Here is a 26,324-nt window from a genome sequence, read left to right as displayed (position 1 = left end):
TGTCGTAAATAATTGACCATGAAAAACCTCATTATCCTAATTGTAATCTCGGTACTGCTTTATTCGTGTGACGATGATAAAAAGGATGATATTTCTGCTAATTTTAACCAAGCTGAAATGCTTACTAATCTTAGTCAGGAAGTATTTATACCCAACTATATCGCTCTAAACGAATCGGTAATCCAATTAGATACTAAATGGCAATCGTTTAAAGGGGCTCTTGACTCAACTACTATGGAGGAATTAAGAGCGGCGTTTGAAGTGGCCTACACCAAATACCAATTAGTCAATTACTTAGAATTCGGCCCAGCGGCAAATATAAGTTTACGAAACAATACCAATACCTTCCCTACTGACACTTCCAAAATTAAAACGAATATCCGGGATGGTATTTATAATGTTAATACACTAAGCAGTTATACCGTTAAAGGTTTTCCTGCAATGGACTATTTACTTTTCGAACAAGAGGTAAACGCGACTGTAGCACTATTTAAAAACGGCAATCGTGTTCAATACATGGACGCCCTCATGGCTGATTTAAAAGTAAATACTGAAACGGTATTGAATGAGTGGAAAACAAGCTATACAAATACTTTCAACACTAAAACTGGTAGCGATGTTGGTAGTTCTATCGGTATTTTAGTGAACGCTTGGAACCAACATTATGAACGAAACTTTAGAGATGGAAAAATTGGAATTCCAGTAGGGATTAGATCGCTAGGAGTTATTCTTCCTGAAAAATGCGAAGCTGTTTATAGTGGTATTTCTACTTCTTTGGCAATAGAGAACCTAGAAGCCATGGAAAAAATGTACTTGGGTGTGGGTCAAGATGGAATTAACCGAAAAAGCTTTGACGATTATTTAATTGCAATAAATGCTGCTGAATTAGACAATGACATCAAAAATCAATTTTCTATTGCGCATTCAAAGCTTCAAGAATTGGGAAGCCCACTCTCTGAGGAAATAAAAAATGATCAAACGAAAGTACAATCGGCCTATCAAGAACTACAAAAATTAATACTACTTATAAAAATTGAATTGCCCTCTAGATTGGGAATCTTGATTACCTATCAAGATAATGATGGAGATTAATTCATGACGAAATGAAGGAATTAATTCGGCGAATTTCCATTCCCACGCACATTGCACCCCTTGCAAGCTTCCGACTCATTTTTGGGTTGATTATGTTTGCAGGGGTTCTGCGTTTTATGCTGAAAGGTTGGGTATATGACCTATACATCGCTCCTACTTTCTATTTCAAATACTTTGGATTTGAATTCATTCAGCCCCTGAATCCTGTAGGAATGTATGCCGTATTTGTCATTATGGGCTTCAGTTTCCTGTTTATGGCCATCGGTTTTTGGTACCGCCTAGCCTCTATTTTGGCCTTTCTTTCTTTCACCTATGTGGAATTGATAGATAAAACTAATTACCTCAATCATTATTACTTTGTTAGCATTGTTTGCTTACTACTTATTTTTCTTCCTGCAGATCGCTTCTTTTCCTTACGCACGTTAAGAAAACCACAAGAGCAAATAACTCATCTCCCACTCTATTGTATTGGAATTCTAAAAGTACAACTGGGTATTGTTTACTGCTATGCTGGACTAGCAAAACTCAACTCCGACTGGATGCTAAAAGCTCTACCACTCAAAATTTGGTTGCCTGCTAAGGCCAATATTCCGTTGGTGGGGAACCTGCTAACTAAAACTTGGGTAGCTTATTTATTTTCTTGGTTTGGTGCCTTTTATGATTTGTTGATTCCATTTTTCTTGTTGTCAAAGAAATATCGCTTCATCGCCTATTTCTTTGTTGTTGTGTTTCATTTGGCCACCTATTTCTTGTTCCAAATTGGAATGTTTCCTTTTGTAATGATTGGTGCAACACTTATTTTCTTTTCAGCCGAATGGCATTTAAAAATGCAAAATAAGTTGAGCCGAACTTTCCAACTAAAATTTAGTTCTCATACGCCTGACAAGATACTATCAATAAAAAATAACCTATTAAAGTATCTAGCAATGCTATTTTTAACTTTCCAATTGTTGTTTCCATTTCGGTTTTTAGCCTATCCGGGGAAACTATTTTGGACAGAACAAGGGTATCGCTTCTCATGGCGAGTGATGCTAATGGAGAAAGCAGGTTATGCCATCTTTCACATTACTGATCCTAAAACCAATAGAACTTGGGAGGTAAATAACTACGACTTTCTCACATTGAATCAAGAGAAGATGATGAGCACACAAGCTGATATGATATTGCAATTTGCTCATTATCTGGAAGAATATTACCAATCAAAGGGTATTCAAGATCCCATTATAACGGTAGAAAGCTATGTGACTTTAAATGGTAGCAGAACTCAATTAATGATTGATCCAACTGCGGATTTAACCAAACTAAAAGATACTTTTGCACCCAAAAAGTGGATTAAACCATTTAACCCTGTGAATTAACAATGCGAATCGCCCTTTTTCTATTCTTTCTTGTATCCGCGTCGCTGCATTTATTGGCTCAAAGCTCTTTTGTAAAAGGGATTGTTTCGGATAAGAATGGACCACTTGTAGGAGCTGAAGTCATCATAGTGGAAACCCAGCAAAAGACTGCAACTAATGAAAAGGGTATCTATACCTTTCAAGTCGAACGTTCAGGCGTTATTCACGTATCAGCCTTTAACCTTGACTACCAAAGCCAAGTCAAAACTGTAGAACTACCCACTGACCAATCTGTTAATTTTGAACTACAACTGTTCTCTCAAAACATTGAGGAAGTAAAAATTGAAGCTAAAAAGGAAAATAATTTCGGGATTAGCCGATTAAAAAGTGTGGAAGGAACAGCGATCTATGCAGGAAAAAAATCGGAAGTAGTGGTGATGGAAGATGTAGCTGGTAATTTAGCCACCAACAATTCACGACAAGTATTCGCAAAAGTAGCTGGGTTGAATATTTGGGAAAATGACGGTGCCGGAATTCAGTTAGGAATCGGTGGACGAGGCCTGAATCCCAATCGTGTTTCTAACTTTAACACTCGCCAAAATGGCTACGACATGAGTGCAGATGCTTTGGGTTATCCTGAAAGCTACTACTCTCCTCCTAGCGAAGCCGTGGAGCGAATTGAAATAGTGAGAGGAGCAGCTTCTTTGCAGTACGGAACTCAATTTGGTGGCTTTATTAACTTCAAATTAAAAGACGGCCCAAATGATCGACCAATTGAAATAATTGTCAGAGAAACAGTCGGCTCTTTTGGTTTTAACAATACCTTCGCTAGCATCGGTGGGACAAAAGGAAAATGGAAATATTATGGGTTTTATCAGTACAAAACTGGTGATGGATGGAGAGACAACTCCGAATTCGATGTTCATACAGCTCATGCCAATCTGCGCTATGCTATTAACCCCAAAATGGATATTGGGGTCGAATATACTTACATGCATTATTTGGCACAACAAGCAGGAGGTTTAACCGATGTCAGATTTAATCAAGACCCACAACAATCCATAAGAGATAGAAACTGGTTTCAAGTTGATTGGAACTTAGCTGCCATCAACTTCGATTACCGAATTTCCAATAAAACCACATTCAACACTCGAGCTTTTGGACTGATAGCAGGAAGAGACGCCTTGGGATTTTTAGGAGATATCAATCGGAATGACCCAATGGGAGAGCGTGATTTGTTGGTGGACGATTTTAAAAATTATGGTATTGAATCCAGAATACTTCACCGATATCAACTATTCAACAAAAGCAATATCGCACTGTTCGGAGCGCGCTACTATAGTGGATTTACCGATCGAAAACAAGGAAATGGTTCGGCCAACTCAGATGCGGACTTCAATTATTTGAGGCCAAACAATCTAGAACATTCCGATTATGATTTTCCGAGTCAGAACTTAGCCCTTTTTAGTGAAAACATTTTTTATATCAACGAAAAGTGGTCAGTAACCCCTGGTGTTCGTTTTGAATATATCAACACAGAGTCTGAAGGGTATTATAAAGTTCGCTCTGTCGATTTATCTGGAAATATCCTGTTTGAAGACAACATTGAAGATAATCGAGCTAAAAGTAGAAGCTTTCTTTTGGGAGGAATTGGGTTATCGTATAAGCCGAAAGATAACTTAGAGTATTACTCCAATTTTTCTCAAAATTATCGATCCATTAATTTTAATGACATGCGGATAGTGAATACCAATGCTCGCGTGGATCCCAACTTAAAAGACGAAACAGGCTACACCGCAGACGTCGGAATTAGAGGAAGTTATAAAGACATCATCAGCTACGACGCAAGTGCCTTTTTATTATCCTACAACAATAGAATCGGACAAATTCAAAAGATTGATGAAAATTTATTCAATTACTACTTGCTTAGAACCAATGTTTCCGACTCTAGAAGTTATGGTATAGAAACTTTTGTTGAAGTTGAGTTATTGAAATTATTCAAATCAAAAACAGAATCTTTTGGATGGAGTGTCTTCTCCAACTTTTCAGTAATGGAGGCCACTTACATTAATAGTGATAATGAAGCCATTGATGGAAATGAAGTAGAATTAGTGGCGCCAATAATATTTAAATCAGGAATGGCTTTTCGATTTAAAAATCTTAAATTGAATTATCAATATTCATATACTGCACAGCATTACACAGATGCTACAAATTCAGAGTCTACGGCCAATGCTGTTAATGGAATTGTTCCCTCCTACTCTGTAATGGATTTATCCGTTTCTTATGAATTTAAAAAGTATTTCAGCCTATACAGCGGTGTAAATAACCTTTTGAATAATTCCTATTTTACCCGAAGAGCTTCTGGTTATCCCGGTCCAGGTATTATTCCTGCGGAGCCTAGAAATTGCTACCTTACCTTGCAATTTAAGTGGTAGAATAAAACCAGCAATCTGTATCTTTGACCGAAATGCACTTGAAAAAATTGCCTCCTTACCGGCAATTTTTCATCACTCACAAAACAAGAATATTGAATGACCCTTACTATTGAAAACATCCTTTTAATTGGCTCCCTGCTATTATTCATCAGTATTTTAGCGGGAAAGACCTCTTATAGATTTGGTGTTCCCACCTTGGTATTGTTCTTACTAGTCGGAATGCTGGCGGGTTCGGAAGGATTAGGAGGAATCAACTTCAATGACTTTAAAATTGCGCAATTCATCGGGATAGTTTCTCTCAACTTCATTCTATTTTCTGGAGGTTTAGACACTACTTGGGGTGCGATCAAACCTGTGTTGTGGCAAGGAATTATGCTTTCTACCGTTGGCGTATTATTGACAGCCGTTGCCCTAGGAACTTTCGTTTGGTACATCACCGATTTTACTATTTATGAAGGGTTATTGTTAGGAGCCATCGTTTCTTCGACAGATGCCGCGGCAGTATTCTCCATACTACGCTCCAAAAGTTTGGCTTTGAGAAAAAACATACGACCTACTTTGGAACTCGAAAGTGGTAGTAACGACCCGATGGCTTACATTTTAACCATTGCATTTTTAGGATTAGTAATCAATCAAGAATTAAGCGTGGTGTCGATTATACCACTGTTCTTTCAGCAAATGATTGTTGGTGGAATTCTAGGATTGGGGTTCGGTAAAATCAGTCAATTAGTCATTAACAAAATCAAACTTGACTTCGAAGGATTGTATCCTGTATTGGTTATTGCCTTAATGTTCATCACCTTTTCTGCAACCGACTTTTTTGGTGGAAATGGCTTTTTAGCGGTTTATTTATGTGCGGTTTATTTGGGTAATCAAAACCTAATCCACAAAAAAACCATTTTAAAAATGTTTGATGGTTTAGCATGGCTGATGCAAATAGTACTCTTCCTAACGCTGGGTTTATTGGTCTACCCCAGTAAGGTTATCGATGTGATTGGCATTGGATTAATCATATCATTATTTCTGATTTTTGTAGCCAGACCTTTAAGTGTTATGATTAGCCTTTTGCCCTTCCGCATGAAAATGCGTCGGAGATTTTATATCTCTTGGGTAGGTTTAAGAGGAGCAGTACCTATTGTATTTGCGACTTATCCGCTAATTGCAGGCATCGATAAAGCAGAAATGATTTTCAATATTGTATTCTTCATTTCTTTGACTTCAGTATTAATTCAAGGAACTACATTAACAGTAATTGCGAAACTATTGCACGTAGCCTTACCAGAAAAAGTGAAGCAAAAGGCACCCATTGATATTTTCTTATCGGAACATGCGAAAACAGCCATGCGTGAGATTGAAATTCCTGCTGACAATTATATAGTTGGAAAGAAAATTGTTCAACTAGAGTTCCCCAAAATGGCGATAATCGCGATGATAAAAAGAGGAGAAAAATTCCTTACTCCAAATGGATCTACAGAAATTGAACCCAATGATATATTGATTGTGCTTTCAGATAGCCAATCGGGTATGGATCAGGTTTATGAGTGCCTTAAAATAGAACCTACTGAAGTTATGGACTAAATTTTGTTCGAGTATTATTAGATAGTTAATTAACTTCGCCACCTGAAAAATTAGCTATGAAATATCTATCCACTCTTCTCCTTTTCTTCGTTTTTGTTCAATGTACTTTCGCTCAAAGCGATAACAATGATGTAAAATTAGCAGCGCTACCTTACTATAACTTCGGAAAAGGTTTAGGATTAACCTCTCCTGACAGTCTTTTTCAATTCAACATTCGTTTTAGAATGCAAAATAGAGCGACATTTTATAGTAAGGAGGGCCAAGATGATTACATCAATGCACAAATTAGACGACTTCGGCTGAGATTTGATGGATTTGTTGGAGACCCGCGATTTTTATATGTTATTCAATTGTCATTCTCTCCTCAAGACCATGGAGTAATAGAAGATGGAGATAACATCAATATTATTCGTGATGCAGTTTTCTTTTATCGACCAAATGCTAGGTGGAATATTGGTTTCGGACAAACTAAAATACCCGGAAATCGTCAACGAATTAATTCATCCGGAGCGTTACAGTTAACAGATCGATCAATCAATAACAGCCGATTTAATGTGGATCGTGATTTTGGTTTTCACATCTACTATTTACACGAAAAATTAGAAAGTTTTGGCTATAATATCAAAAGTTCTATCACCACTGGAGAAGGGAGAAATTTCAATAGTCAGGACGATATGGGATTAGCTTATACAGCAAAAGCAGAAATTTTTCCTTTAGGATCTTTTACTAGAAATGGAGCATACTTTGAAGGAGATTTAATGCGGGAACAAACGCCCAAGGTAATGCTTTCAGCTGCTTACCAATTCAACAACAGCGCCCTTCAAACTCAAGGTCAGAGAGGGGATGCATTGTATGAACAAAAAAATTTACACTACGTTTTTCTTGACGGAGTTGTGAAATACAAAGGATGGGCGCTACAAACAGCATTTATGCAAAGAAGAACCGAAGGGTCCTCTTTTGCTTTCGACCAACTCGACACAACAGGCTCTACCTTTAATTACGCATTAACCGGACGTGGTTATGATGGTCAGTTGAGCTATATTTTCAAAAATGATTTAGAATTAATTGGGCGCTATTCCTACAGCAGACCTACCAATGAAATCAGAGCATTTGTTGGTGAGGCCAAACAATATACTTTTGGAGTGAGTAAATATTTGAAAGAACATTCTTTTAAACTTCAAGCTGAAATTACAACTGAAATGTTAGATTTTATCGGCAGAGTTGACCGCCAAAACTGGTATGGTAGAATACAAGTAGAAATAGGTATCTAACCACAAACCCTCAACACTTTTTCTAAAAGCGCTTTAAAGCAACTATAAATAGATCTCTTAAAACGCGTGCGCAAAGTCCAATCGAAGTAACAAGCGGTACACACTGATTAAACATCTTCTCAAAGAAAGAAAGAAAGAAAGAAAAAGTTGATTTACGCTAATCTTTTAGTTTCGCAATGGCTCCATCTACTTCGCATCTAATATTTCTAGTTTTTAAGAATTTAGAAGTTGCTTGAATCGACTTGTACATTTCGATATCTTCTTCCACAAAATCCACTTCCTTGCGGTAGTTTTTCAATTGCTCTCTTAAGAATTTAGATGTTTTCTCATCTGCGTTTCTCAACTCGTAGCCTTGAGAAGCTGCGAACCATTCGATAGCTAGTACGTTCTCTAAATTCTTCAACACTTTGAAAGCCTTCGTAGCAGCGTTAGCCCCCATACTCACATGGTCCTCTTGCCCGTTACTAGAATCGATGGTATCAACAGAAGCCGGGGTGCACAATTGTTTATTCTGACTGACCGCTGAAGCAGCAGCGTATTGTGCAATCATAAACCCTGAGTTTAATCCAGGTTTTTTAACCAAAAATGCTGGCAACCCTCGTTGACCTGAAACCAATTTATACACTCTACGCTCCGAAATACTTGCTAACTCAGCCATCGCAATGGCCACAAAATCCATCACCAATGCCAACGGTTGACCGTGGAAGTTTCCTGCAGAAATGATTTTATCCGCAGATTCAAAAATCACTGGATTATCAGTCACTGAATTAATCTCCGTTTCTACCACCTGATTGACATAAGCAAACGTATCTTTTGAAGCTCCATGCACTTGAGGAACACATCTCAAGCAATATGGATCTTGGACGTGCTTTTTCTCCCTACGAATCAACTCACTGCCTTCCAAAATCAATCGAATATTCTTAGCTGTGACTTTCTGACCATTGTGCGGACGTACTTCATGCACCAACGGATCAAATGCTTCAATCCGACCATCAAAGGCTTCTATACTCATGGCGGCATTCACATCAGATATTGCAGACAATCGTCTTAATTCCATTAAAATATAGCAGGAATAAGCACTCATAAATTGTGTGCCATTCAAGAGAGCCAATCCTTCTTTGGATTGTAATACAATCGGTTTCCAACCCATCTTTTCATTCATCTTCTCCCCAGTTCGTTTAGCTCCATAATGCATTACTTCGCCCAAGCCCAACAAGGGCAACGACAAATGCGCCAAAGGAGCTAAATCGCCTGAAGCACCCAAAGAACCTTGTGTATAAATAATGGGATAAATGTCATTGTTGAAAAATCCGATCAATCGCTCGACGGTTTCTAATTGGACTCCTGAATGTCCGTAAGACAAACTCTGTACTTTCAGCAATAACATGATTTTAACAATCACATTCGGTACCTTCTCTCCCATTCCGCATGCGTGAGAAATCACTAAGTTGCGTTGTAGTTTTTGTAAATCTTGTTTATCAATCTCTGTATCGCATAAAGACCCAAAACCGGTATTAATTCCATAAATAGGATCTTCACTGCGCTCCACCTTTTTATCCAAAAATTCCCGACAAGCTACAATTGAATTCTTCGCTTCCTCGCTCAACTCCAACACATAATCACCATTTAAAATGGTTTCAATTCGCTCAACGGTTAATCGTTCTTTGCTGATGTGATGTACTTTTCGTCCCATGGCCTAAAATCTTGCAATATATTGTTCTACTGATACTTTTTCTTGTTCTCCGGTTTTCATATTCTTCACCGAAAGGGTGTTATTTGCCAACTCTTCGCTTCCTACAATTACTGTAGTTGGTATGTTTTTGTTGTCGGCATATTTCATCTGCTTTTTCAATTTCGCAGCATCGGGATACACTTCTACATTTACTCCTTTGTTGCGCAACTGAGATGCTATTTTAAAAACAAACTGTTCTTCCTTTTCTCCAAAGTTCAAAAACAAAATTTGTGTGGTTTGATTTTCTATTTCAGGGAATAAATTCAATTCCTCTAACACATCGTAAATCCGATCTGCTCCAAAAGAAATCCCTACTCCCGAAACGTCTTTCAATCCAAAGATACCAGTTAAATCGTCGTAACGACCACCACCGCAAATACTACCTATGCTTACATTGTTCGCCTTCACTTCGAAAATTGCTCCGGTGTAATAATTTAACCCACGGGCTAAAGTCACATCCAACTCCAATTCCGCAGATTCTAATCCCACTAAATGGATGTAATTCAATACGTATTCCAGCTCTTCCATTCCCTTCATTCCAACTTCGGAATCAGCAAGAAAACTTTTCAAAATCGACAATTTATGTTCGTTGGTTCCTGATAAATCAAACAAAGGAGATAATTTCTCAATGGCGTCAGCCCTCACTCCCCTTTCGGTCAACTCTTCTAAAACCTTTTCTTTACCGATTTTATCTAATTTATCAATCGCTACCGTGATATTAATCAACTGCTCAGGCTGTCCAATTACTTCTGCAATTCCGCTCAACACCTTTCTATTGTTCAATTTGATGGTAAACGAAGGAATATTCAATTGTGTCAATACTTTGTCAAAAATCTGAATCAATTCCACTTCGTGAATCAATGCATCAGAACCCACTACATCGGCATCGCATTGGTAAAACTCTCTGTAACGACCTCTTTGCGGACGATCGGCACGCCAAACTGGTTGAATTTGGTAGCGCTTAAAAGGAAAAGTGATGTCATTTTGATGCTGAACAACGTAGCGCGCAAAAGGAACCGTTAAGTCATAACGCAATGCTTTTTCTGAAATACTTTTAGTTACTTTCAAACTATCCTTCTCAGCTAATGCAGTCTGATCAGCTTTAGCTAAGAAATCTCCACTGTTCAATACCTTAAAGATTAATCGATCTCCTTCATCACCGTACTTTCCAGTCAAGGTTTCCATATTTTCCATAGAAGGGGTTTCTATTGGCATATAGCCATACGTTTGAAACACACGCTTTATAGTGTCGAAAATATAGTTTCGTCGCACCATTTCTTTCGGTGAAAAATCTCTCGTCCCTTTAGGGATTCCTAGTCCTTTGCTCATGTTGTTCTGTAAATTGGCTGCTAAATTACAAACTGCGCTGTGATTGCTCAAATAAAAAGGGGTTTGTCCGAGTAGAAACCTATAAATTTGCGAAAAAAACAACTGTGGGACACTTATTGGAAATCGGAAAATTGTTTGGAAAGTTAGGATTGGTTGCTTTTGGAGGACCAGCTGCTCACATCGGAATGATGGAGGAAGAAGTGGTGAACAAGCGAAAATGGATGGATCGTCAGCACTTTTTGGACATGGTAGGTGCCACCAACTTGATTCCAGGACCTAACTCCACCGAAATGGCCATGCATTGCGGCTACCACCGAGGCGGCGTTGCCGGATTATTCGTAGCGGGAATTTCGTTTATCGTTCCTGCCACTATCCTTACCGTTATTTTAGCCGTTTTCTACACTGAATATGGTAAAGTTCCTGCCATTGAGCCCTTCTTTTACGGAATACAAGCCGCCGTATTGTGTGTGATATTAAGTGCTGTTTTTAAATTGGGAAACAAAGCCATCCAAGAAAACCATCACATGGTTTTGGCGTTTTTTGTGATATTATTCAGTGTTTTTGGATTAAGTGAAGTCATTGCCATATTGAGTGCCGGTGGTATAGGTTTATTGTTTTCATTTATGAGTCAACGCAACTCTTCAAAAGAAGGGCGAAAATTATTGCCACTTTTAATTCCTGCTGCCGCTGGTTCAGGAGTTACTGCCATTACTTCCGTTGGATTGTTCTGGACCTTCTTGAAAGTTGGAGCTATTCTATTTGGAAGTGGTTATGTATTGATTGCCTATTTAGATGCAGAATTAGTAGAACGACTGGGCTGGTTGACCAAACCAGAATTATTAGACGCTGTGGCGATGGGACAATTTACACCAGGCCCAGTTTTATCTACTGCTAGTTTTATTGGATATTATTTACACGGATACAAAGGTGCGCTAATGGCCACGGCGGGGATCTTCTTGCCTTCATTTTTGTTTGTGTGGTTGTTGAATCCATTGATTCCAAAATTGAGAAGCTCAAAAATGGCAAGTGCTTTTTTAGATGCTGTCAATGTGGGCGCTGTAGGTGTTATGATTGCGGTATTACTTCAATTTGGACGTGACATTTTCACCGATTGGAGAACGGCTGTAATCGCTGCCTTTACAGGTATACTATATTTTAGATTTAACCTCAAAAATCCGATTCTCATTGTATTAGTAGGTGCCGTTAGTGGATATGGCTTACACTTATTGACCACCTAATATTATTCTCTGCCACACAACATGAACAAACGCATTAAATACCTGATAGAAGACATCAAAGACGTCCCACCTCGCAACTGGTTTGGACTAGTAGTGGTGATTTGCTTGCTGTACATTATGTTTTTTAAGGATTAGGAATTCTAGCACTCAACACATTATTTTTCAACATACTGCTAATTGATTTAGGAGGAATGAGTATCTTGGTAGTGGATAGATTAAAAATACATTGGACGACAAATACCAAAATAAATATAGAATAGCCTCCATTTAACACACTAATAGAGTAATGTATTCAATTTCTAAGAATTATAATATAACTTATCTTTCATACATTTAAAATGCAATAATCTAACACCTTCCATCCCTGAAAATAGAAGCAGTATGAATTACAAACTCTTTATTACCTTTTTCGCTCTTTCTTTAATTTTTGTTTCATGTAAAAAAGAGGATAGCGACAATCAAGTTCCAAACAAAGATGACTATCGAAACAAATATGAAGGGAACTACTTATTTCAAGTCAATTCAAAGTACTATATGGTTTTTGATACCACCATCTACGACACCTCTTTTTATGTTGGAACAGTAGTAAAACATCCTGATAGCTTAAATCGTATTATTGTCGACTATGGGAAAGAATCTATTCCAATAATTGATGAATCAGGAAATTTAACTTTGCCTGAAATCGGAAGTGGTAATACATTTAAAGTATTCTTTTTAGACTATACAAAAATTAACATAAATACTCAACTGGGAGGACGTGGCAAAAATTTCTCAGAAGAAATTATAGGACAAAAGTTATAGCTGTTTCAATTTAGTGAACAACATTTTTAACGTTAGACTGTAAGTCAATTTTTTTACGTCCAAGAAATAGCAGGAGAGTAAATTATTTAAAAATCCTAACTAACAATTAAAGCTCGTCACTACTGCCCTTACCACCCAACTTATCCATCCATTCCACAGCAAGCCAAAACTTTCATTTCTCTCATGGGGCTTTTTCGTTGGCCTTTTAGAATCAGGGTATTTTCTCAGTCAGTTTCTAAATACTGAATATAAATACTTCTGTAATTAGCAAAAAGACCATATTGATGGTTTCTATTCCAATAGGCATAATCATAGAAATTCCTTAAAATTTTACGACAACTACTGTAAGAAGTTTTAAAAAAATGGTAGCCATTTGAAAACTTCTCTAAGCCAACACATTAATTATCAATTTTATGAATTTAGAATTAATTTAATTATTATCTTGTTAGTTCAAAAACAACTATCTACCGTCTGATAGAATAAATAAACGTAATTTTTATTTTGTATTGACTATAATACCCAATTATTATGAAGATAAGCCTACTGTTAATAAGCCTTTTCGTCTATTTTAATAGCATTAGTCAAAACATTATTTTCCCGGATTCCATTTTAAAGAAACGATTAATCCAAAATGGTGTTGATACCAATCAAGATGGAGAAATAAGTATAAATGAAGCTACACCAGTCAAATCATTAGACATTAGCTATGGTGTTCTCACAAGAAAAATAAAAGATTTAGGAGGGTTAGAGTATTTCACTAATCTAGATAGCTTGGACTGTAGTAACAACAGACTGACCTCTATACCAACTAACATGCTAAATAATTTGGAATATTTATCATGTGGCACCAATTACTTGACAAAATTAGACTTGTCTCATAAAACCAAACTAAAGTTTCTTGATGCGACAGGCCTACAGTATTTAGATTCATTAAACTTCGGAACAAATGATTCTCTCAAAGAAGTCGTATTACACTATCCATTAGTTAATAATGATATAGACTTTTCAGGTCTGCCAAATTTAGAAAAATTAGATTATTTATATCCCCGCAACTTAGACCTTACCAATAATTCAAAATTGAAATACCTTTTTTGTCCCTCACCATCAGGCATTATAGATGTATCTAATAACCCCAATCTCGAATATTTATACACTAGTAATCAAAGAAATCTTGATTTAAGAAATTCTCCTAAATTAAAATTCCTAAGGTGCATTGGTATCTATGTAAATAAAAAATTAGATAGCATTAATTTAAGTAAAAATATAAATCTTGAACATCTTGAATTGCAATTTAACAATCTAAAAAACATAGACCTATCTAATAATACAGCACTCCAATTTATACACTTATCATTTAACCAACTTTCGGACGTTGATTTCTCTAATAATATAAATACAAAACAGTTAAATTGTATTGGCTTTAAATTAGAAGCCATTGATGTGACCGGCTTAACAGTTTTAGATTCACTTTCTACAGGAAACTTCATCCATTCTATTAATTTGCTTGATCGGATAGATGTATCAACAAATATTAATCTTAAAAAATTATATGTTCAGAATTCTAATTTAACTGTGTTAGATGTTTCAAATAATCAATTACTAGAGAAAATCTACTTCGGCGGTAATGATATAGACAGTTTAAACCTTTGCAACAACTCATTGATAAACTATCTCCATTTTGAAGAATCTCCAAACCTTTCCCACATTTTCATTCCCGACACGAATTCAAAACCTGCTGTTCATCATGCAGGTAGTAATAATTGGAAGTTCTATCAATGTGAACCAATAGGAATAAAGAAAAATACAGTAGAAACTTCAATAAATTTATACCCCAACCCTACTTTGACTGAACTCCACATTGATGGTATTGATTTAACGAAAGGGTTTCAATACGAAATTATTAATATCGATTCAGAGAAAGTATTAAGCGGCAAGTTAATAGGTAAAAGTATATACGTTGAATCCTTACCACCTTCGATCTATATAGTGCGAATAGTTAGTGAAAATGATTTTTTCGTTAGTAAGAAGTTTATAAAAAAATAATCAATTTAAAGTAAGCATCTTTACAGTGTCATTTTTATTTTGGAAATTCCTGTATGAATCCCCACCTGTTCAACTTTACTTTAGACATCTCTAAAACTAACATTCCAAATACATTAAACAACCCGTTCAGGTCTTCTATTCCAGAAATTGCTCAACTAGCTGCTAAGGAGTTTCAGGCATTCATCGAGAAAGAATCGCAGAATTGGCAACCTGAGTTACTACTGAAAAAAGGGAAACTATTTGGCATGTTGGTTGTTCAAAAATTACTCAAAAAAAGAAGCTCAATTTAATTGGAAGTATTGATTCACAATTCTGGTCTACCAGGTGCAAGTGTTATTTTGAATTTGCATTTCTTAAAATAGTCAACTAGTTTAGCCATCACTATTATTGATATCAATTACTAAAATCTCTTGACGATTATACAAGATAAAAAGACATCAATCGCCGTTTTACCATTCGTAAATCGAAGTGCAGACAATTCCAACGAATTCTTTTGTGATGGAATTACTGATGAAATCATTAATGCGTTGTCTAATATTGAACAATTAAGTGTGACCTCCCGCACTTCTAGCTTCTATTTTAAGAATAAGAATTACTCCTTACAAGAAATTAGTAATCAACTGAATGTATCTACCATATTAGAAGGAAGCGTTAGGTTCAATGGCCAACAAATTCGTATCCATGCACAATTGATAGAGGTCAAAAATGACCACACCTTTTGGTCTAGCACATGGGATAGAAAATTGGAAAATGTATTTCAAATTCAAGATGAAATCAGTCTCTTAATTGCTGAAAAGTTACGTGAAAAGTATGGTCATTTGGAGATTTCAGAACATCTAGTAAAACCTGTAACTAACAGTATTGATGCTTATCAATATTGTCTTAAGGCAAAACAATTATTCAATAAATGGAATCCATCGTCGGTAAATGAGGCCATAGAACTATTCGAAATGGCACTCAAAATAGACGATCAACTCATAGAAGCGCACGTTGGTTTGGCAGATGCTTATAGTTTCTTGGCTGTGGCCGGATTTGCCCCCAATCAGGAAACCTGGATAAAGGTGAATGAACACCTAATGAAAGCGAAGTTGATTAATGCTGAATATGCGCCATTGAACTACTTATTGGCCAATCAAGCTTTCTTCACAGCTGCCGACTTTGGAAAAGCAGCAAAATACATCCAAAAATCAATTATAAGTAAACCTAACCATTCGGAAGGTCAACAATTTCTATCCTTTCTCTACATACTCAGAGGAGAATTAGATACAGCAAATACGCTATTACAATACGTTAAGTCTATTGATCCTCTGAATCAAGAAACTATGTTTTATGAAGCCTATTTCTTTTATCGCTCCTATCAATTTGATAAAGCTGAAAATAGTTTGCAGCAATTATTAGATGAAAATGCTCAGAATATCCCTGCTATCATCACAATGTTATATGTATTGCTCAAAAAAGGGGCGTATCAACAAGCGGAACATTTACTAAATACAACACCAAATGAACTCATCATGCCTGATGAACGATTGGGCCTTCAATGTTTAATTCAAATTTTAAAGTCAAATGGTGAAGGGGAATTGGACTCCTTCAGAGAATTGGAATCTAGAGCTAAAAAGGACACCTCATTTCAAGCACATGCATATTTATTCCTAGCCTACGCTAATCTAAATCAATTCGATGCCGCTTTTAAAATGATGGACAAGCTATACAACAATAAATCATCTGTATTGCTACTGACCTTTTCCGATCCGTTAGCAGATTCCATTCAGGCGGATGATCAATATCTGATTTATCATGCACGAACTTACCCACCCATTAATGCTTCAAAAATAAACACGACTAACAACTCCTCGGCCCTAAACGATAACACTTCAATGCAAATGCTCTCTACTTTAAAGGATTTTATGCAAACCGAAAAACCGTTCTTGAATCCTCAACTTACGCTAAGGTCATTAGCCAATCAAATCAATATTCATCCCAACCAATTGTCATGGCTGTTGAACGAGCATTTGAAACAAAATTACAATGAGTATATCAATCAATATAGAGTAGAAGAGTTTAAAAAGCTGGCAGTAGATTCAAGTAACAAACACATTTCCCTTATTGGATTAGCTTACGAAAGTGGATTCAATTCAAAAACAGTTTTTAATACTACTTTCAAAAAAATAGTTGGAATGACGCCTAAAGAATATCAAACGAAACACAGTTCTTTAGAATAAATGCGTTCTAAATTATAATCTAGAACCTCTTGTTTTTTTATAGCACTTTTGAAACAGTTGGGGTGACTTTCTTTGTCAAAAATTAAATACTAAATATTATGGCAACGAAAAAAATGAAAGCAATAGTAGCCACTGGCTATGGTTCACCCGAGGTCTTAAAAGTAGTTACAGTTGACCGACCTACCCCAAAATCTGATGAGCTTTTAATCAAAGTAAAAGTATCCTCTGCAACCAGAGCTGATACTATGATGCGAACTGGGAAACCTTATATCGGAAGGTTGTTTCTCGGTTTAACCAAACCCAAAAACCCCATTCCAGGAACTGGGTTTTCTGGAGTAGTTGAAAAAGTTGGTGAAGATGTAACGAGCTTTAAAAAAGGAGATGCCGTATTTGGAGAAACCACATTAAATTTTAGTGCTAATGCAGAATACTTGGTGATTAAAGAAAACGGTGTAGTACATCCGCTTCCAAATTACATTGACTTTGAAGAAGCCGCCAATTTCTGTGACGGACATGTGACATCGTACAACTTCTTAAAAGTGAAAGGAAAAATAGAAAAAGGTCAAAAAGTATTAATCAATGGAGCTTCAGGGGCATTAGGTACTTCGGCCATTCAAATTGCTAAACATTTTGGCGCTCACGTAACCGCAGTTTGTAGCGAAAAAAATGAGGGGTTGGTAAAATCATTAGGTGCAGATATAGTGATCAATTATAACCAAGAAAACTTTACCAAAACCGTAAATCAATACGATATTATTTATGATACAGTCGGAAAAAGTTCATTTCGAATCTGTAAAGCAGCACTCACCGAAAAGGGATTATATCTGTCACCTGTATTGAGCTTTTCATTATTATTTGAAGTCTTTCTATCTACTATTTCTAGTAAAAAGAAAGCAATTTTCGAAGCGACAGGCACCAATTCCGATGAGCGTCTAAATATTTTGGTAACCAAAGTGATGGAGATTTATAAAGCAGGAGGTTTAAAAACCTTTATCAACCGACAATTTCCTCTAGAGAAGTTGGCAGAAGCACATCGCTATATTGATTCAGGACACAAAAGGGGAAATGTAATCATATTAAACAATTACAAATAATTAGATCGATAGTGAGTAATGAACTATGAATTTACAAAACTAGCTATAGGCTTAAAATTAAAGCCTATAGCTCAATTAATAATATACACTTACAATTAAAAATCTAAAAAAATCTTAAAAGTATTGCCAACTCTAAAAGTTGACGTACATTTGTATCGCACACGATATAATCGAAAAAGATATAAAATACCATGACAGTTAAAACTTCGACACTTCAAAATATATTTAGAATCCTTCTCGCCTTGTTTATGGTGTATGCGGGCATTAGTCATCTTTCATTTAACCGAATCGACTTTCAAGCACAAGTACCAGATTGGGTCCCATTGAGTAAAGATTTAGTGGTCATTTTATCAGGCATTGTAGAAATTGTCCTTGGACTTGGTTTAGCGCTTTGGAAAAACAAACGGATAGAATTCGGTGGGGCGTTGGCTATTTTTTTCGTTCTCATTTTCCCCGGGAACATTTCACAATATATAGAAGGAAGAGATGCGTTTGGTGCATTAGACTCTGATCGTGCTCGATTGATTCGTTTGTTTTTTCAACCGGTATTGATCGCATGGGCACTATGGTCTTCTGGTGCTTGGAAGTCCTATCAATTAAAGAAAAATAAAGCGAACTCAACCCATTAGACTTATGAGCACAGAACAATTAAAATTGAGCAACCAAATTTGTTTCCCATTGTACTCAGCCTCAAGATTGATTACACAAGCCTATCAACCATATTTGGATAAAATGGGCATCACCTACCCTCAGTACTTGGTGTTGATGGTACTTTGGGAAAACGATGAAATCTCGGTGAACGACGTGGCGAAAAAATTGATTTTAAAAACCAACACCATTTCACCGTTGTTACAACGAATGGCCAAGCAGGAATTAATAGAGCGAAACAGATCTAGTGACGACGAAAGGTGCGTGAAAGTGAAATTAACTGATAAAGGCAAAGCTTTAGAAGCAAAGGCCAAACTTATTCCTGAGCAAATGTTAGATCATTTATTGTCTGATTCGGTGGAGCTAGATGATGTTATTCAAATGAGACATCAATTGAATCAATGGATTGAAATATTAAAAGACAAACAAAAATAGAATTATGGAATTATTAGAAAAATTGAATTGGAGATACGCTGCCAAAGCTATGAATGGCCAAAAAGTACCTCAAGAAAAAAATAGACAACATATTAGAAGCGGCCTCTTTGGCTCCTACTTCAAGTGGATTACAGCCTTTTGAGATCATTGTAATTACCAACCAAGAATTGAAAGAAAAAATACGGCCGGTGGCATGGAATCAATCAGTAATAACCGATTGTTCGCATTTATTGGTTTTTGCGGCTTGGGACACCTACACAGCTGATCGAATCAACTATATGTTTGACTTAACGAATGAGGTCCGTGGATTCAAAAACGAAGGATGGGAAAATTACCGCCAGATGCTATTAAACAGCTATCCACAGAAAGAGGCTGAGGAAAACTTTAATCATGCTGCAAGACAAGCTTATATTGCATTTTCACAAGCTATAGCAGCAGCAGCTTTTGAAGGGGTTGATGCTACTCCATTAGAAGGATTTGATCCTGCTGCCGTAGATGAAATTTTAGGTTTAAAAGAGAAGGGATTGATGAGTTGTGTGATGCTTCCTATCGGGTATAGAGAAGCTGAAAAAGATTGGCTAGTTAACCTTGAAAAGGTGAGAAAGCCAAAAGATAAATTAATAACAGTAATGGATTAATTAAGGGAACAACCAATTATTAATGAAAGCGACTTGAAAGAAAATTCAAGTCGCTTTTGTTTTTAACACCTCAATGTAATGCCTATTTTTACAATAGTTACAATGTTTTATCTATTCTATCCATCCGACACAATTAAAAATCACTACTAAAAATGCAATCAAGAATAAAAAAACTCCCCCAAAAAAAGTTAATAGGCATGCGATTAAAAATGAGTTTTTCAGACTATTGCATCGAAGAATTGTGGAAAAACTTTAACTCTAATCATGAAGGAATTACTAATAAATCGAATGAAAACTTCATTTCAATGGTGGTCTATGATTCTAATCATTTTGTTGATTTTAGTCCTTCAAACTTATTTGAAAGATGGGCTGCAGTTGAAGTTTCGAGTTATGAATTCATCCCTGCCAAAATGGAAACTTTTGATTTAGTGGAGGGACTCTACGCCATTTTTGATTACAAAGGATTAAACAATAACCCTCTTATTTTTAATTATATATTCGAAGAATGGCTACCCCATTCCATATATGAGTTGGACGATAGACCACATTTTGAGGTTTTGGGTGAAAATTATAAAAATAATGACCCTAATTCTGATGAAGAAATATGGATACCTATCAAAGTAAAAAGCTAGGATGTAATAGCAAAAAGAAATAAAAACTGAATATTGGATTATAAAAAGAATAGGTAAATGATATAACCTTTCTTTCTTAGTCCATTATTTTGTCACCTCCTACTATCCCGTTCTCCCCACTGATCCAGACTCCTTAAAATAGGCTCCAACGATTTACCTCTCTCGCTTAAGCTATACTCTACTTTTGGTGGAACCACAGGATAAATTTTGCGCACAATTAAACCGTCCTTTTCCAATTCCCGAACAGATTGGGTGAACATTTTATTGGAAATTCCTTCAATGTGTTTCTGTAATACGCCCGAACGCAAACCACCTTCCAACAGATGAAATAATATCATTGGTTTCCATTTCGTACCGATTAAATTCATGGTATAATTAAGCGGACAGTATTTCTCTTGATTCATTTTAAACAGTAATAATCTATAAATCTGCAAAATACTCCATTAGTAAACTATATTACTTTTTGGTAAGTTATTGCTATTTTGACAAAGCTACACTTCCTTTGCATAAAAAAAGAGAGATAATGAAAGAAAATAAAAAATATCCAAGATCATTTTCACACATTGGCATCACGGTACCAGATATTTATCAAGCTGTGAAATTTTATTCAGAAGTAATGGGCTGGTATGTCATTATGGAACCATCCATCGTAAAGAAGGAAACAGATACTGCCATTGGGCAAATGTGCATTGATGTTTTTGGTGATGATTGGGAAACTTTTGAGATTGCCCATTTAGCAACTTCAGACGGCATTGGTGTGGAGTTGTTTACTTTCCCTCATGGGGTAAAAGAAGCTCCTAAATTTAATCCTTTCAACACCGGGTTATTTCACTTTTGTGTGCAAGACCCCAATATTGAAGCATTAATTGAGCAAATAGTAGCCAATGGAGGAAAACAACGAATGCCGATTCGAGAATATTATCCGAATGATAAGCCATTTAAGATGTGTTACGTGGAAGACCCATTTGGAATTGTTTTTGAAATCTATACGCACAGCTATGAATTAACCTATTCTTCAGGGGCTTATAGCAAATAATTGAGAATTTTAGGAATACACACCACTTCTTAGCGACTTGGAAGCAATTTCAAGTCGCCTTTGTATTTTAATTAATGACGAAAATAAATCAACACATTACATTTCAACACAGTGTGAAGAAAAACAATATCAATCTAAAATTTTAAACTATCTAAAAATTAAATGCTCACTACACTACAGCAAAATAAATGTTGCTAAATTCGTTCGATGGTTAATCGTTTCCAAATCTACCTTTTTAATGATGCCAACTAAATTATGGTGAGTTTAATTCGCAACATTTTTTTCACTAGGCTCTTATGGGGCTTTATGGGATTGTATCTTTTAAACATCAGCGTGGATAACGTCGACCCAAATTATAAAATTATTCAGGAGGATTTCCTTTTTAATGATCAAGAGAGTATTGTAGAAATCGTTATTGAGCAGTTCATGGGGTTTGAAAACGCTATAGCAGAATATGATGAACCAGAAAATGAAGATCAAAACAAAGAATTAATAGTCAAAATTGATTTATTGGCTCATTTAACACCATCTGACCTAAATTGCCAAAACCCTTTCATAAAAAAAAGAAACTCGTTCTCTCATTTTGATGTGCAAATTATTTCTAGCTATCTAGAAATAGATAGTCCTCCACCCAAAGCTTGATTTGACTTTTATTTCACTTTTAATACCCTATGTAAACTGATACATGGGGCACTTTTTAATAGCATAAAATCAAATCACTTATGAATATCAGAACATTTCTATTATTAAACTTGGTATGGGCATACGCCGCACCTGCCATCTCACAAAACACTGATCAAGAAAAGGATAGCATTTACATTCAGCAATACGAAAACCAACAGGGACCAGATAAAGTGTTACACGCCGAACCCTTATACATTGATTTAATCCGAGACTTAGGCGCTAGAAAAGGGGAAAAAGAATGGAACGTAGGACTAGGCCTAACCGACAATTTAAAGTTTGATTCCTACGAAGCCTTGATAGAATATGAATGGGCTCCAATTGATCGTTTGGGTTTGGAAGTAGAACTGCCTTTTACATTCTATTCTCCAGTAAATGGAACAGCAAATGACTCCATTCCTGCCCACCGTCTAAATAGTTTGAAGGTTGCTGCCCAATGGTCATTTTTTGTCAGTGAACCCACCTCTACTTCAATGGCAATTGGATATATCAATGAATTTGAAATTTCGGATTTTGAAAATTTTGGGAACCCAATTATCAAAGGAAATGTCTACAATCCGTTTTTTGTTGTGGCCAAACGCTGGGGTACTAATTTTCATTCTTTACTTTATACCGGCCCTAAGATGGAGCAGTATTTCAGTACCAATAAAGTTCATACCACCTATGATGTCAATACTAGCTTTCATTATATGATAATGGGAACTCGAAATTTCATCGGACTTGAATTCAACAAAACTTTTAGTGACGAAGATTTCGATTTAACCATTCGTCCGCAAATGCGGCTCGGAATTGCCGACAATCTCTTGATTGGCATTGTCGCTGGTATCCCTGTTAGTAGAGAAAATCAAAGGCTGAGCTCGTTTGCTCGTTTAATATGGGAACCTGGTCATCATCCCAAATAATTTGTGAATGAACGATTCAGTATGAAAGGCCAACCGAAGAACAGGAAAATAGCCAAACAACTGAAAAAGATGGGGCTGAAATATTAAAGCGGCCTACCTAAAGCCAACTTTGCTGTATAAAATCGAAACTTGGTAACTAGTCAGAATCCATTTTCGAGCAGTGCTTTCCATGCGTTATACATAAACGCACTCAATGAATACCTGAAGTAACATATAGCAGCATTATCATCTAAGCGACTTGGAAGCAATTTCAAGTCGCTTTTTTTATATACATCAGTTGTCACAATCCATGAAGCCTTTCTCCGAATGAATAATGCGGTTAACTCCAACTTTCCTGTGCGTTAAATACATCCTTCTATTTTATTAAAAAAGATGATTAGGTATAGGTATTAGTACCCCATTTTGTAAATCAGGTATTTTCTACCTAGGGCAAACACTGCATTCATCGGACATTTGAGTCATCAATATTAAACAGTTCCTTAAGGGATTTTGATTCATTTTACTAACCGCTACGTTGTAGCATAACCCAACAATTATCATGTCTATTTTAACCACATCCGTTATTCCAACCATTAAAAAAGCTGCTGAACATTTAACAGAGCTACACCACTATCTTTTAGAGTTGGCCGATAAAAATACTCCTTATCCCAATCCAATCGGAGAAGCTGAACCGTTACTTTCTTTCAACGGCTATTATGCCTTAAATGATACTGGTGCTTTCCTTACTATCGATACCAATTTACTAGTCAATAAAGGAGTCGTTACCCCTCATGTTGCGCTTATATATTCAAAAGATGGAACCTCTTCCAAAGTGTATCATTTGACTGGTCCTCATCGCGATTTCGAGTCAGTTACTTGGTCAGGAATGACTTTAACAGCACAAGGAGGAAAAAACAGTGGTGTACCCAACTTCACCCTTCAATTCAGTCGTGAAGACAACGACCAAAAAATAACCTCCTCTTTTCAAGGAACCATCACTGAAGGAGATAGTACAGCGAAAACATCCATAAATGGAAAAACTTACAACAACCCTATTCCAATGGAAATGTATGCCGGTACTTACTACGACGATAAAGGAAAAGGTGCAGAAATCCTAAAAATAGGAACTGACAACTCCCTTCAATACAACTACACCAATCCAATCGGCGGTCCAGGACATTTGCAAGACGTTGACCTTTTCATTTACAACCTAAATATGTATGTGTTCTCTTTCAGCTCCTTAGATGGGCTATTGAATTACAGCATCATCATGGGAACCTCTGCTGAAGGGGGTAAAGTGTGTAACGATCTTTTTTCATTAAAGGGCACCAAAATTTCTATTCCTCGTTCGATACAAACAGTTACCTCTACGCCTATCAAGGCTCCAGTAAAGGGAACCAATACCCAAAGCGAAGATTTAGCCAATTTTGCAGGATTCTACCCCCTTGCTTCCAGTTCTCAAGTATTTACTGAAAATGCATTCATTTCCATCGAAGGAGAGTACAAAACAAGCGTAAAAGACGGAAAAACGGAAAAAGATTTTAAAGTAACCATTGGCGTTTCTTTAAATGGCACTTCTACCACCGTTTATACCTTCGATAGTACCATGTCTTTTATAAACAATGGAAACAATTGGACGCTAACTATCCCAATTAATGATCCCGTAGGAAGTGAGCTGACCATCCATTTTACACGCCGATATCAAAGTGCATATGAAAATGTTGGCAACTTTTATGGATCGGTAGTAAGTATTTCAGGAAGTTACAACGTTGCCCAATTCTCAGGTATCTCTTTGCTAAACGTAGTGCCATTGATGGGATTTTCAGGTGCTCCTCTTAAAGTTACGGAAAACTCTACTGAAACGATAGTGATTAAAAGCGACTCAGAGATTGAATATAAAGGTGTATCCTATACCAATTTAACGGTGGTACCCCTAATGTATATCGTGGGATTTATCGATCAAGATGAAAACGAAGTTATCCTTTCATTAGGAACAGATGGTGGAAAAGGGAATACCTGTATAACCACTGTGACCGCCACCAAGGAAGATAATAGAAAGCGCAAACCTTACGGATTACCTACTAGTATTGAGCTATATACTGCTATACCCAATGGAGATTCTGCTGCTCCAAAGCATTAATAGCACTGATTGACACTCTAAAAAGCCTGGTTTTGTGCCAGGCTTTTTTTAACACTTTATTTTTCAACAAGGTGTGAGAACGAATAAGGTTTCCTTTATCTTAGTAATTTGAAAATAGGCAGTTGAAAAGAACTTTGGAGTTATCCCAAAATTCTTTTCAAAAGAGAAAATTCTTGAAAAAGAATTTGATCAATTATTATCCATTTATCTGCCTGATGAAGACGTGAATTTAGAACAGTTTCAAGCCTGATGAAGGAAAAATTTAGAGGAAAATATAGAAGCGAGTCTGCAAGGTTAAAGAATTGGGATTATGGCAGCGATGCGGCCTATTTCATCACCATTTGCACCAAAGACCGCATCCATTTTTTCGGTGAAATAGAAAATGGTAAAATGCAGGTAACATCTGCAGGTGCTATTGCACATGTATTGTGGCATGAAATAAAAAATCACGCAAAAAATGTTGAATTGGGTGAATTTGTGGTAATGCCGAATCATGTTCATGGGATTTTAATTTTACAAGGAAATGATAAATATTTAACAGATGACCGTAGGGACGTTGCACGCAACGTCTCTACCAACGTCCCAACGGACAACGCAACGCCAAAAACAACCCAAATCAAAAACGACCAAATGGCCACCATTTCGCCATCGTCGAATACCATTTCATCCATCATACGTTCCTATAAATCGGCCGTAACCAAATATTGCAACCGATTAGAATTGCCAATGGCATGGCAACCCCGATTTCATGATCACATTATCCGAAATGACGAATCATTTCAACGAATTACAGCATACATTATAAATAACCCTGCTAAATGGCCGTAAAATAATTTATATTGATAATTATTGCATTGCCTATGCAGGCTAGGTAAAAAATAACAAATGCATAAACAGTAATAAAAAAAGAATTAACTACAGCCAAGATACATTAACCCCAATTCCAATATCCGGAAAACCTTTCCACCAAATAGAATCCAACAACACACCTACAACATTAAGTCACTAAAATAAAAATAGTTGACTTTTTGGCGCTGCATTGGCATACGGCGTTCTGCCCA

The 26,324-nt window shown here is 36.4% G+C and carries 22 protein-coding genes and 1 pseudogene; 20 read left to right on the top strand and 3 right to left on the bottom strand.

Annotation, left to right across the window (positions count from 1 at the left end; translation table 11 throughout):
- The first annotated feature begins 18 nt into the window (after nucleotides 1-18).
- From GQN54_RS14810 to GQN54_RS14790, 5 genes are all read left to right on the top strand, one after another.
- On the top strand, nucleotides 19-1,092 hold the full coding sequence (locus GQN54_RS14810) for an imelysin family protein (RefSeq protein WP_160634343.1): 1,074 nt from the start codon (nucleotides 19-21) through the stop codon (nucleotides 1,090-1,092).
- Nucleotides 1,093-1,103: 11 nt separating this feature from the next.
- Nucleotides 1,104-2,450 carry an HTTM domain-containing protein gene (locus GQN54_RS14805; RefSeq protein ID WP_160634342.1) on the top strand — a complete coding sequence of 449 codons (1,347 nt, stop codon included), beginning with the start codon at nucleotides 1,104-1,106 and terminating at the stop codon, nucleotides 2,448-2,450.
- 2 nt (nucleotides 2,451-2,452) lie between these two features.
- A complete protein-coding gene (locus GQN54_RS14800) occupies nucleotides 2,453-4,867 on the top strand; it encodes a TonB-dependent receptor domain-containing protein (RefSeq protein ID WP_160634341.1) in 2,415 nt (804 codons plus the stop codon).
- Nucleotides 4,868-4,963: 96 nt separating this feature from the next.
- Complete coding sequence (locus tag GQN54_RS14795; protein WP_160634340.1) at nucleotides 4,964-6,445, top strand: potassium/proton antiporter; 1,482 nt, start codon at nucleotides 4,964-4,966, stop codon at nucleotides 6,443-6,445.
- 56 nt (nucleotides 6,446-6,501) lie between these two features.
- Nucleotides 6,502-7,716 (top strand): porin, encoded by a 1,215-nt coding sequence (locus GQN54_RS14790; RefSeq protein WP_160634339.1) that lies wholly within the window; start codon nucleotides 6,502-6,504, stop codon nucleotides 7,714-7,716.
- A gap of 157 nt (nucleotides 7,717-7,873) precedes the next feature.
- On the opposite strand, the gene hutH is transcribed toward GQN54_RS14790, so the two are convergent.
- Both hutH and hisS read right to left on the bottom strand, forming a co-directional pair.
- Nucleotides 7,874-9,409 (bottom strand): histidine ammonia-lyase, encoded by a 1,536-nt coding sequence (hutH, locus tag GQN54_RS14785; protein WP_160634338.1) that lies wholly within the window; start codon nucleotides 9,407-9,409, stop codon nucleotides 7,874-7,876.
- A 3-nt stretch (nucleotides 9,410-9,412) separates the two neighbouring features.
- A complete protein-coding gene (hisS, locus tag GQN54_RS14780) occupies nucleotides 9,413-10,777 on the bottom strand; it encodes a histidine--tRNA ligase (RefSeq protein ID WP_160634337.1) in 1,365 nt (454 codons plus the stop codon).
- Between the two features lie 104 nt (nucleotides 10,778-10,881).
- Between hisS and chrA the strand changes: the two genes are divergently transcribed.
- The 10 genes and pseudogenes from chrA to GQN54_RS14730 all read left to right on the top strand — a co-directional run bounded on the left by chrA (nucleotide 10,882) and on the right by GQN54_RS14730 (nucleotide 20,525).
- Nucleotides 10,882-12,015, top strand: coding sequence for a chromate efflux transporter (gene chrA, locus GQN54_RS14775; protein WP_160634336.1), 1,134 nt, complete (start codon nucleotides 10,882-10,884; stop codon nucleotides 12,013-12,015).
- Nucleotides 12,016-12,396: 381 nt separating this feature from the next.
- The gene (locus tag GQN54_RS14770) at nucleotides 12,397-12,816 is read left to right on the top strand and encodes a hypothetical protein (protein WP_160634335.1); all 420 of its coding nucleotides are present in this window, start codon (nucleotides 12,397-12,399) and stop codon (nucleotides 12,814-12,816) included.
- Nucleotides 12,817-13,344: 528 nt separating this feature from the next.
- Nucleotides 13,345-14,859, top strand: coding sequence for a T9SS type A sorting domain-containing protein (locus tag GQN54_RS14765; protein ID WP_160634334.1), 1,515 nt, complete (start codon nucleotides 13,345-13,347; stop codon nucleotides 14,857-14,859).
- Nucleotides 14,860-14,912: 53 nt separating this feature from the next.
- The gene (locus GQN54_RS14760; protein ID WP_160634333.1) at nucleotides 14,913-15,149 is read left to right on the top strand and encodes a hypothetical protein; all 237 of its coding nucleotides are present in this window, start codon (nucleotides 14,913-14,915) and stop codon (nucleotides 15,147-15,149) included.
- A gap of 120 nt (nucleotides 15,150-15,269) precedes the next feature.
- Nucleotides 15,270-17,078, top strand: coding sequence for a helix-turn-helix domain-containing protein (locus tag GQN54_RS14755; protein ID WP_207554924.1), 1,809 nt, complete (start codon nucleotides 15,270-15,272; stop codon nucleotides 17,076-17,078).
- A gap of 98 nt (nucleotides 17,079-17,176) precedes the next feature.
- The gene (locus GQN54_RS14750) at nucleotides 17,177-18,172 is read left to right on the top strand and encodes an NAD(P)-dependent alcohol dehydrogenase (RefSeq protein WP_207554923.1); all 996 of its coding nucleotides are present in this window, start codon (nucleotides 17,177-17,179) and stop codon (nucleotides 18,170-18,172) included.
- A 191-nt stretch (nucleotides 18,173-18,363) separates the two neighbouring features.
- Complete coding sequence (locus GQN54_RS14745; protein WP_160634332.1) at nucleotides 18,364-18,801, top strand: DoxX family protein; 438 nt, start codon at nucleotides 18,364-18,366, stop codon at nucleotides 18,799-18,801.
- 4 nt (nucleotides 18,802-18,805) lie between these two features.
- A complete protein-coding gene (locus GQN54_RS14740; RefSeq protein WP_160634331.1) occupies nucleotides 18,806-19,255 on the top strand; it encodes a MarR family winged helix-turn-helix transcriptional regulator in 450 nt (149 codons plus the stop codon).
- A gap of 4 nt (nucleotides 19,256-19,259) precedes the next feature.
- A pseudogene (locus tag GQN54_RS14735) lies at nucleotides 19,260-19,893 on the top strand (nitroreductase family protein).
- A gap of 152 nt (nucleotides 19,894-20,045) precedes the next feature.
- Complete coding sequence (locus tag GQN54_RS14730; protein ID WP_160634330.1) at nucleotides 20,046-20,525, top strand: GyrI-like domain-containing protein; 480 nt, start codon at nucleotides 20,046-20,048, stop codon at nucleotides 20,523-20,525.
- Between the two features lie 92 nt (nucleotides 20,526-20,617).
- Here GQN54_RS14730 and GQN54_RS14725 read toward each other — a convergent pair whose 3' ends face one another.
- Nucleotides 20,618-20,929, bottom strand: coding sequence for a winged helix-turn-helix transcriptional regulator (locus tag GQN54_RS14725; RefSeq protein ID WP_160634329.1), 312 nt, complete (start codon nucleotides 20,927-20,929; stop codon nucleotides 20,618-20,620).
- 119 nt (nucleotides 20,930-21,048) lie between these two features.
- Between GQN54_RS14725 and GQN54_RS14720 the strand changes: the two genes are divergently transcribed.
- From GQN54_RS14720 to GQN54_RS14700, 5 genes are all read left to right on the top strand, one after another.
- Nucleotides 21,049-21,561 carry a VOC family protein gene (locus tag GQN54_RS14720; protein WP_160634328.1) on the top strand — a complete coding sequence of 171 codons (513 nt, stop codon included), beginning with the start codon at nucleotides 21,049-21,051 and terminating at the stop codon, nucleotides 21,559-21,561.
- Between the two features lie 333 nt (nucleotides 21,562-21,894).
- Nucleotides 21,895-22,203, top strand: a complete 309-nt coding sequence (locus GQN54_RS14715) for a hypothetical protein (RefSeq protein WP_207554922.1) — start codon at nucleotides 21,895-21,897, stop codon at nucleotides 22,201-22,203.
- 80 nt (nucleotides 22,204-22,283) lie between these two features.
- The gene (locus GQN54_RS14710; protein WP_160634326.1) at nucleotides 22,284-23,144 is read left to right on the top strand and encodes an HAEPLYID family protein; all 861 of its coding nucleotides are present in this window, start codon (nucleotides 22,284-22,286) and stop codon (nucleotides 23,142-23,144) included.
- Between the two features lie 538 nt (nucleotides 23,145-23,682).
- Nucleotides 23,683-25,263, top strand: coding sequence for a hypothetical protein (locus tag GQN54_RS14705; RefSeq protein WP_160634325.1), 1,581 nt, complete (start codon nucleotides 23,683-23,685; stop codon nucleotides 25,261-25,263).
- A 249-nt stretch (nucleotides 25,264-25,512) separates the two neighbouring features.
- Entirely contained in the window at nucleotides 25,513-26,091 is a 579-nt protein-coding gene (locus tag GQN54_RS14700; RefSeq protein WP_160634324.1) for a transposase, read from the top strand.
- Nucleotides 26,092-26,324 lie beyond the last annotated feature (233 nt).

The sequence above is a fragment of the Acidiluteibacter ferrifornacis genome, from assembly GCF_009909615.1.
GTDB lineage: Bacteria > Bacteroidota > Bacteroidia > Flavobacteriales_E > Vicingaceae > Acidiluteibacter > Acidiluteibacter ferrifornacis.
The sequence above is the reverse complement of the archived record's forward strand: the minus strand, read 5'-3'. Positions and strand labels throughout refer to the sequence as shown.